This window comes from Rhizobium sp. UBA1881 (assembly GCF_002338015.1).
Classification (GTDB): Bacteria; Pseudomonadota; Alphaproteobacteria; order Rhizobiales; family Rhizobiaceae; genus Rhizobium.
This window is the reverse complement of the sequence record NZ_DDHH01000204.1, coordinates 546-1,099: the sequence shown is the minus strand read 5'-3', so window position 1 is coordinate 1,099 and position 554 is coordinate 546. Positions and strand designations below refer to the sequence as shown.

At 62.8% G+C, this 554-nt stretch carries 1 protein-coding gene; it reads left to right on the top strand.

The annotated features are described in order from the left end of the window. Nucleotides 1-554 (top strand): AAA family ATPase (locus B3605_RS24980; RefSeq protein ID WP_296436812.1); only part of this gene is annotated, 554 nt, incomplete at both ends.

Here is a 554-nt window from a genome sequence, read left to right as displayed (position 1 = left end):
GACCGGCGTCGGCAAGACGGAGCTGACCAAGGCATTGGCCCGCTTCCTCTTCGATGACGAGACGGCGATGGTGCGCATGGATATGTCGGAATACATGGAGAAGCACTCCGTGGCCCGGCTGATCGGCGCCCCTCCCGGCTATGTCGGCTATGAGGAAGGCGGTTCGCTGACGGAAGCGGTGCGTCGCCGGCCCTATCAGGTCGTGCTGTTCGACGAGATCGAAAAGGCGCATCCTGACGTCTTCAACGTGCTGCTTCAGGTGCTCGACGACGGCCGCCTGACCGATGGCCAAGGCCGCACCGTCGACTTCCGCAACACGATGATCATCATGACGTCGAACTTGGGTGCCGAATATCTGACGCAGCTGAAGGACGGCGACGACAGCGATCTGGTGCGCGAGCAGGTGATGGAGATGGTGCGCGGCCACTTCCGGCCGGAGTTCCTGAACCGCATCGACGAGATCATCCTCTTCCACCGCCTGAAGCGGGACGAGATGGGCGCGATCGTCGAGATCCAGCTGCAGCGGCTGGTCAAGCTGCTCGCCGAGCGCAAGA